This window comes from Pullulanibacillus camelliae, from assembly GCF_014642655.1.
GTDB lineage: Bacteria > Bacillota > Bacilli > Bacillales > Sporolactobacillaceae > Pullulanibacillus > Pullulanibacillus camelliae.
This window is the reverse complement of sequence record NZ_BMIR01000031.1, coordinates 26,828-33,343: the sequence shown is the minus strand read 5'-3', so window position 1 is coordinate 33,343 and position 6,516 is coordinate 26,828. Positions and strand designations below refer to the sequence as shown.

General features: G+C 42.2%; 4 protein-coding genes. 1 reads left to right on the top strand and 3 read right to left on the bottom strand.

Going from position 1 to position 6,516, the window contains the following annotated elements:
- The first annotated feature begins 840 nt into the window (after positions 1 to 840).
- Positions 841 to 1,020 (top strand): ATP-binding protein, encoded by a 180-nt coding sequence (locus tag IEW82_RS20135; protein WP_229672804.1) that lies wholly within the window; start codon positions 841 to 843, stop codon positions 1,018 to 1,020.
- A gap of 91 nt (positions 1,021 to 1,111) precedes the next feature.
- Here IEW82_RS20135 and IEW82_RS18965 read toward each other — a convergent pair whose 3' ends face one another.
- From IEW82_RS18965 to IEW82_RS18955, 3 genes are all read right to left on the bottom strand, one after another.
- Positions 1,112 to 3,649 (bottom strand): heavy metal translocating P-type ATPase, encoded by a 2,538-nt coding sequence (locus IEW82_RS18965; RefSeq protein ID WP_188698779.1) that lies wholly within the window; start codon positions 3,647 to 3,649, stop codon positions 1,112 to 1,114.
- Between the two features lie 12 nt (positions 3,650 to 3,661).
- The gene (locus IEW82_RS18960; protein ID WP_188698776.1) at positions 3,662 to 3,982 is read right to left on the bottom strand and encodes an ArsR/SmtB family transcription factor; all 321 of its coding nucleotides are present in this window, start codon (positions 3,980 to 3,982) and stop codon (positions 3,662 to 3,664) included.
- A gap of 748 nt (positions 3,983 to 4,730) precedes the next feature.
- On the bottom strand, positions 4,731 to 6,458 hold the full coding sequence (locus tag IEW82_RS18955; RefSeq protein ID WP_188698772.1) for an LPxTATN C-terminal sorting signal domain: 1,728 nt from the start codon (positions 6,456 to 6,458) through the stop codon (positions 4,731 to 4,733).
- Positions 6,459 to 6,516: the final 58 nt, after the last annotated feature.

The window sequence follows — 6,516 nt, the reverse complement described above, 5'->3', positions numbered from 1 at the left end:
TACATACACCCGAAGATCATCCGCCAGGTACAAGAACAACGACTTCAAGCGGCATAAGCCTTGACGGAGTACTGATGGTTTTTGCGAACTTTACTTGACACTAACCAAAAGAACCTTAACTGAATCAATTTTATAATTGCTTTTAAAAAGAACAACACCTAATAGATGTCATTTTCACTTCAAAAACTTTCTTGAGTCACTCGTATTGATATTGGAAATTTGATGAGAGAAGCCACTCATTTGCCACTGATGAACGTCTAAGCCTCCCCACCTTATTGATGGTGTTGTGGTGACTCGTCCTCTCTATTTTCCGCAGGCAGCTTGCCGTTTCTCCCTTGTTATTTAATATTGGATAGCAGTCTTTAGTTACTTGATTTTAAAAACATTAGAGCTGCTTGTAATTTAACATAAGACTGATACGATCGAAGCTAAATTCAAGGCATTAAAGACAACCGTTACAAGATCAAAATCTTTTTCTAACACTATAACGTTACAGTATTAAGCTGCAAACCCCTTTTAGATAAGCATTCACACGTTTCACTACGATGTATTTTTTAGCAAACCACAGGCAGGGCATTTATCTTCTTAAGTCAAACCTCTTATTGAAAACATCAAGGCTATCGCCAAACACACCTATCATTTAAATCTTGAAAAAAGCGACACCACTCAAATTGTGACGAAGCAAGAAAGATTTTCAGCTTATGATCATCAACATGTGAAATACTATGTATCGGTGGCCTACATTCCAAAGGCGCATGGCTTTTTGAGTGTCATTGCGCTCTATCCTTTGCAGCACTATCATTCATCATAGTCTTGTCATCCAACGCTGGATTTATAGCGGTGTCGACATCGCCAATTTTTCAACGCTTTTATAGAGCAGACCTTGCGCACCAGAGTAAGGAACATTTCGGTCTTGGTCTTTGTATTGCCTATGAAATCGTAAAGCTTCATAAGGGGACCCTTACCGTCAGCGATACTCCTGATGGCGGTGCCACCTTTACCTTCTTCCTACCTATATAAAGGAAACAAATGAGTAAGAGCCTAGTGTAATTTTTTTAGGCATTCAAACGTTGTTTGATTCGACTTGAACAGTTTTTTAACTAAACTCTTTTCATTTCAAAAGACGCATAGCATTAAGAATCACAATAATCGCCGCCCCGGTATCACTTAATACCGCGAGCCAAAGTGTTAACCAGCCTGGGAAAATCAGCATTAGAGCTATCGCTTTTATGATTAATGAAAACCAAATATTTTGCTTTATGATAGATAAAGCTTTTCTACTTAGCTGAATCATGTGAGGCAGCTTTTCTAAATTATCCGCCATTAACACACTATCGGCGGTTTCCATAGCTGTATCCGTTCCAGCTCCCCCCATTGCAATACCCAGGTCGGCCGTGGCAAGCGCGGGAGCATCATTAATACCGTCCCCAACCATTGCGACGTTGTACCCCTCATGTTGTAATTGCTTAATAGCTTTGACCTTATCTTCTGGTAAAAGCTCAGCAAAATAGCGGCTGATCTGCGCTTCCTGTGCAATGAATTGGGCCGTTTCCTCATTGTCTCCAGTTAGCATGGCAAGCTGCCCAACCCCCACTTGCCTAAGCTGACTTAACGTCTTTATAGTGGTAGGACGAATGGTATCCGCAACCGCAATGATCCCCATGAGTTTATGCCCAGTACCAATGAACACTACCGTTCGGCCCTTTTGCTTGAGCCCTTGAGCTTCAGCGTACCTATCGTTTACAGGAATATCCAAATCTTCGAACAGCCTGCGATTTCCAGCATAATAAACCTGACCATTAATCGTGGCCTGGACACCTTTACCCACAATAGTCTTAAATAGCGTTCCACTTTGTGGTGCGATTCCCTTATCTTTAACAAAGTCAACGATTGCTTTAGCAATGGGATGGGTTGAACGTGTTTCCAAGGTTAAGGCAATGGACAATAGCTCTATTTCGGAAGCCTCTGCCAACTTGACTTCAGATACCTTTGGCTCTCCAGCAGTCAAAGTTCCTGTTTTATCAAAGGCAATCGCATTGATAGCCCCGGCTTTTTCTAAAAAAGTCCCACCTTTAATTAAGACACCATTCTTCGCTGCATTGCCAAGGGCTGAAACAATAGCCACAGGCGTTGAAATCACTAATGCACACGGACAGGCAATGACCAACAATTCGAGCCCTTTGTAAAACCAGTTTCCCCAGTTCCCTATAAATAACGGGGGGAGCACCATGACGCACAAGGCAATAATAAAAACAACAGGTGTATAAACCCTAGCAAATCGATCGACAAAGGCTTGCGTCGGTGCCTTCTGCTCTTGAGCTTCTTCCACCAAGTGAATGATTCTTGCGAGTGTTGTATCCTCGACAAGCTTGGTGACTTGAATGTCTAATGCACCACTTTCGTTAACGGTTCCGGCAAAAACGTGATCATGAATCCCTTTATCCACTGGAATGGACTCACCCGTAATCGGCGCTTGATTCACACTTGATTCCCCTTGAACAATTACACCGTCTAATGGAATTTTTTCACCTGGCTTTACAATTAAAATATCACCAATAGAAACCTCTTCAACAGGCTTCTTTATCATTTGCGAACCAGCTTTTATCCAGGCCTCGGCGGGAGCGACAGTCATCAGGTTGCGAATAGAGTTTCTTGTATGTGCGATTGACCTATTTTGAAGGGCTGTCCCCAATGCAAATAGCCAAACAACAGTCGCTCCTTCTAACCACTGCCCAATGATAACAGCACCAAGCGCTGCGGCAGACATTAACACGTTCATGTCAATAGAACGACTTTTAATAGCAAAGTAGGCACTCTTAAAAGGTTTATAACCGACCATTATGATGGTCGCTGCATAAAGGAGGTTCGCTAAAGGCTTGGGCAAGCTGATGTAGGCACTCACTAACCCCAAAATAATAAGGATTCCTGTAGAAATGAGCATCTTGGTTGCAGCACTGTTCTTTGCTAGAGTCTCGTCCTTTCGAGGGCTCATTTTCGATAATAAAGAGGCCTTATAGCCAAGCTTAGCAACCTCCGATATAACCTCCTCAACATGGCTTTCGTGATCTATTTTCATTTTTCCCGTTGAAAAATTGACACTGACACTTCTCACGCTTGGCAGCGTCTGCAAATGCTTTTCAATACTTGTCGCGCAACTTCCACAATCCATTCCCTCTATATCATACGTTCTTACATTCGTGTGTTGTTTTAGGGGTTCAATGCGATAGCCAAGCTTTTGAATGACATGCTCTACGCGTTCAAAAGAGAGCCGATCCTTACTCACTAATTGCAATTTCGCTGTATTATAATTGACCTTTACCGCTTCTATATTTTCTAACTGACTAAGTCCTTTCTCTATGGACATCGCACAAGATGGGCAATCCATCCCGTATATATGATAGGTAAGCCTTTCGCCAGCCTCTGTGACGAGCCGGCTTTGAGTAGGTCCATTTTCAGCACGTGTTTGGTCGAAGCAAGAACTTGCGTCTTTAGTAGCCATCGTTCCCGGATCATTGCAACACATTTCCGCCTTCGCCGTCCCTTTACTCCTACAACAGTCCTTAGACCCAGAAGATTCTATCAGGCGTGATCGATCATTACAACATGACGCTTTTTCTGCAGCTTCCGAACCACAACATGCATCTGCCATTTCTTCCACTTCCTAAACAATATGATTTTCACAACAGGCCACATCATTTTCTACTTCTTCTAATACCACATCAAACATGTCTAACAAATCCCGTACATGTTGATTGCGAAGACTATAAAAAACGTACTTTCCCTCTTGCCTGCCAACAATCAGGCCACAGCCTTTCAAACACGCAAGGTGTTGAGAGATATTAGATTGATTGCCGTTTAATTCATTAACAATTTGTGATACCGTCTTCTCTTCTTGTTTGATGCATTCAAGTATTTGTATCCTCACCTTATGAGAAAATCCTTGTAAAAATTTTACTTTCATCCCCATGTCCGCCGTTTGCATAGTCATCCTCCATTCATATTAGAAATATCTAATACGTTATATGGCTATCATATTAGCAATAATTAATATGTGTGTCAAACCTTTAAAAATTGTTCTTCATAGAGATTAATCTCAGTACGAAATGGACTTTATTCAAAACGTCATACGAGGTAACAAAAGAGAATAAGAAAAACCAGGCGAAAAGCATGCCCGGTTCTTGTCCTTAGTATAAAGCATCATCCAATATGAAAGAGGCTTCGTTGCCTGGTCAAGTGGATGGGAGCGCAAGGCGCGAGATTCGGAACACTCTAACATCGTGTGTTCCTCGAGCGCCGCTGACTCATGATACGGAGACTAGAGTCCTGCGGGAAGTGGGAGATCGGTAAGACCTTAGCATTGCGAAGGCGCGAGGGGGCTTACCACTCCCCCGCGGAAAGCGAGCAGCCTGAGAGCGGAATCGCGCACGTCCTCATGATCAGAAATTTTATACCTTCTGATCTTTTTAGAAACCTTGGCTTGCACCCCTTCGCTGGTACTCCTGATGTGATTTTTACCAATCACACACTTAGGTTGCCCGCAAGCCTCAGGTGGCGAAGGCCAAAGTTACACTTTATACTCTCCTCCTTTATGAGCGTCAGCGAAGTTATACATTTTGATAGTATAAAAAACTCCTGCTCCAACGAGCAAGAGTTAAAATCGGAAAATATAACAAGGAACTAAACTCTCTCTTGTACTTTCGAAATCTTAAAGAATATAAGCTCTACTACCATTACGCTTTTTGCTTTCTTCTTTGGAACCATAGGCATACGGAGGCAAGGATAACCAACAAAGTACCAAGTGCTATAAAGTTCATCGTATGGGTCGCTGTATTTGGAAGCTGATTTCCTGCTCCATTTCCAGCAGCAGCCTTTGTGGTACTCCCAGAGTGACTGCTTGATCCTGTTACACTGCTTGAGGATTTCTGAGCCTTCTCAAAAACAGTATACGTACTGAAGTGATAGGTTTGTGCTGTCACCACTCCGTCTTTATAGGTTCCTCCAATAGACTCCCATTTTTTCGTAGAAGGATTATAGTACCAGACTTTTACATTGTCAGGATTGTTAACCTTAGATGGATCAACTGAAAAGGTAAGTGTAACGGGTTGTTTAAATTTAGAAATCGTTCCCGTTGCTGTTTTGATCGTAAAATCATACACCGAAGAAAGGGCATCTATTACAGGCTTTTGCTTATCTACTTCTACCGTGACATCCTGACCGCTTCCGAAAAGCTCAGTCGGAATGCTTACCGTTGAGTCCCCTTTATTGATTTGAACAGCTGCCTTTTTATCCTGCAACGTTTTAATTTGTTCAGCTGTGAGTTGGACATTGACTTGATCTTCTTTATAGTTCTTCAAGTCTATTGCCAATGTTCCATTTTGCTTGACCGCATCGCCGTTGAAATGACCAATCGTTGCTGTATTACCGCCAATATTAGGGGTAACCGTAACTTGTTGCTTCGGTTGAACATCTTCCGCTTTCACATGTAAGGTCTTTGTGATTTGATAATCACTTTGAGTTAAATTAAAGGACATGCTAAGTCCAATATCATAGGTTTGACCCTCTTTTAAACCGGTAAATGTATATTCAGACTGAGCCTGCTTGAACACATCAAACGACTTCACCTGTTCTCCATTTAAAGTAAGTGCACCAAGATGAGGCATGCCATCGGATTGGTCGATGTTCCAAGCTACTGTGATAGAATCCTTTGTCACCCTCTCAGTCGTGAGCTGGACCATGTCATCATGATAGACATTGACACCCTTTCCCACCAAAGCTTGAAGGGTTTTAGATGCGGCTGATCCAGTATTGAAGTTCACAGGATTGTCGGCAAGATTCGCCATTGTTAGATTTGACATTTGCGTCAATGCGCTAATATCAGTGATTTTATTTCCTGCTAGGTTTAAAGTTTGTAAGTTTTTCAAGCCCTTCAACGGACTCAGATTGCTGATTTTGCCATCTGGTGCTTCCAAAAGAGAGAGGTTTTTGGCATACTCTAAACCAGAAAGATCCGAAACACCTCTTGTAAAAATAAAGGTAAGTGGCGTTAGAGCGGATTCGGTAATAGCGTCTCCCTTTTTAAGTCCTAACTGAGCGCGGACATCATTAGCGAGCTTTTGATCTTTAAAAGTTACAATATCCTTGGGGGATGGCGCCGTACTTTTTTTAGTGGATTTCTTGGTTTGAGCAATATCCTGAGCTGCATCTGCCGCTTGACTGGTTGCCTTTTCCATATCCTTTGCCTGGCCAGCGTTTTCCTCAGTCAATATGTTCGTATCCTGTGGTGTAGCCGCTTTATCGGTAGATTGAACGGTGTCTTTTGTTTTGTTAGCTGTATCCCCCGTTGTTTGTGCTGTATTTTTCGTCGTATCTGTATTTGCACGTGTTGGTTGAACGACGAATCCTAATGAAACAATAATGGCTAACATGGGGATAAGTAGTAACGCTAATCTCTTTTTCATCTATGAAGCTCCCTTCTATATTTTATAGACTAAGTAGACTCCCTGCTGACATGACTTA